The 2,182-nt window shown below is 43.8% G+C and carries 3 protein-coding genes and 1 pseudogene; all 4 read left to right on the top strand.

The features are described from left to right. A pseudogene (locus STRDD13_RS08595) lies at nt 1-205 on the top strand (site-specific tyrosine recombinase XerD); the annotation flags it as partial. A 322-nt stretch (nt 206-527) separates the two neighbouring features. Further along, a complete protein-coding gene (locus STRDD13_RS04345; RefSeq protein ID WP_067102348.1) occupies nt 528-1,256 on the top strand; it encodes a segregation/condensation protein A in 729 nt (242 codons plus the stop codon). Next, nucleotides 1,253-1,822 carry an SMC-Scp complex subunit ScpB gene (gene scpB, locus STRDD13_RS04340; protein WP_067102345.1) on the top strand — a complete coding sequence of 190 codons (570 nt, stop codon included), beginning with the start codon at nt 1,253-1,255 and terminating at the stop codon, nt 1,820-1,822. Before STRDD13_RS04345 ends, scpB begins: the two co-directional genes overlap by 4 nt. Continuing rightward, nucleotides 1,812-2,182 (top strand): pseudouridine synthase (locus STRDD13_RS04335; protein WP_197457174.1); only part of this gene is annotated, 371 nt, incomplete at its 3' end. The genes scpB and STRDD13_RS04335, both read left to right, overlap by 11 nt.

The raw sequence follows: 2,182 nt of genomic DNA, 5'->3' as shown, positions 1-2,182 counted from the left end.
TCGTAAAGGGGAATCCTATTCGAGGCAGTGGTTTTTTACGAATTTAGCAGCCTTTTTAGAGGAGATTGATCGTCCGTTTTGGAATGCTCAAAAACTGAAGGAGCAATACATCATCCACCGGCTGGGGGAGGGGGATTCTCTTGGTCAAATTGCGAAAAATTTAGGCTTAAAAAGTCAGACGAGCTTAGGAAAATACATGGACTGATGGATGAAGAGGCTGGGACAAAAGTCCTAGCCTCTCCATTTTTTTGGGATTGTCGAGCAAGACGCAGTGGTTGAGTGGGCTCTGCTCCGCTGATTTCATCCGCTTTTACAGCCCTACTCAACGGTGCAGAGGTGGGACGACGAAATCGCCTTCTAAGGAATGACCGATTTCTGTCCCCCTCTCTTCTTGTTTGAAAGCTGTTTAAGACGGATCTCCTAACCTATAAAGTGTGTTCTATGGTATAATAAGGGGTGAAATACGATACAAGAGAAAGTAAAGCGTTTTTGATACGTGGCATTGGAGTGAACAATAGAACAGGTATATGAGAGAAGTAATTCGATTAAAAGATTTTGAAGGTCCCTTGGATCTGTTGTTGCACTTGGTCTCCAAGTATCAGATGGATATTTATGAAGTCCCACTGACAGAGGTCATTGAACAATACTTGGCTTATGTGGCGACTGTTCAAGCCATGCGCTTGGAACTAGCTGGGGAGTATATGGTGATGGCTAGCCAGTTGACTCTAATCAAGAGCCGTCGTCTCCTTCCGAAGATCGCTGAAGATACTCTGGTCGAAGATGATCCAGAGCAGGATCTTTTGCAACAGCTCGAGGAGTACCGTCGTTTTAAGCTTATCAGTGAAAAAGTGGCGGATCAACATGCAAAACGTGCCCTCTATTATTCCAAGCCTAAAACGGATCTTGTCTATGATGATATCGAGCTGGCAAGGGATAAAACGAGTCTGGATGTTTTTCTTGCTTTTTCTAGACTGATGGCTGAAAAGCAGGAACACTTTCGGACGTCCCATACGACCATCGCTCGTGATGAATATAAAATCGAGGATATGATGACTATCATTCGCGACAGGATGGCAGGCCAGTCCGATACAGCCTTGAAGCTACAGGATATTTTTGCGGAGACACGAGAAAAAGATGAAATGATTAGCCTTTTTCTTGCGATTCTTGAGTTAATCAAAATTCAGGAGCTAGTTGTAGCACAAGAGGAAACCTTTGGGGAAATTTTATTGATGAAGAAGGAAGAGGAAAACGCATGAGTCGATTAGCAAAACTTGAAACCCTCTTATTTGTAGCAGGCGAAGAAGGCGTAACGGCTCGTGTGATTGTTGAAATTTTAGAAATCCAACCAAGAGCAGTTCAGCAGCAAATGGATCAGCTTGCACAGAAATACCTAAATGATGAAGATTCCGGTTTAGCCCTGTTAGAGTCATCAAATACTTATAAACTCGTCAGCAAGAAAAAGTATGCTCCCATCTTACGGTCTTATGCCCGCACGCCGATGAACCAGACGATGAGTCGTGCGATGTTGGAGTGTCTATCCATTATTGCCTACAAGCAGCCGATTACTCGGGTGGAGGTGGATGACATTCGAGGAGTGAATTCCAGTGGAACGATCAGTAAACTACAGGCTTTTGATCTCATTCGGGAAAATGGGAAAAAAGAGGTCTTGGGTCGCCCCAATCTTTATGTAACAACCGATTATTTTCTAGATTATATGGGAATCAACTCCTTAGATGAGCTCCCGGATATCTCAGACATTGATCTGGATGAACAAGAAACAGCACTATTTGTAGAAAGAGAATACCAAGAAGATGAGAATTAATAAATATATTGCTCATTCGGGCCTAGCTAGTCGCAGAAAAGCAGAGAGCTTGATTCAACAAGGGTTGGTCACGATAAACGGTCAAGTCGTCCGAGAATTGGCGACTGTGGTCAAGGCTGGTGATCGAGTGGAAGTGGAAGGACAGCCCATTTACAATGAAGAAAAGGTTTACTACCTCTTACACAAGCCTCGAGGGGTGATTTCCAGTGTGTCCGATGACAAGGGAAGAAAGACAGTGATTGATTTACTACCTCAGGTTAAAGAACGGATTTATCCTGTGGGTCGTCTTGACTGGGACACTTCTGGGGTCTTACTCTTGACCAATGATGGAGATTTTACTGATGAGATGATTCACCCTCG

The sequence above is a fragment of the Streptococcus sp. DD13 genome (genome assembly GCF_001578875.1).
GTDB lineage: Bacteria > Bacillota > Bacilli > Lactobacillales > Streptococcaceae > Streptococcus.
Note: the sequence above shows the minus strand (reverse complement) of the source record. Positions and strands in the feature narration are given on the sequence as shown.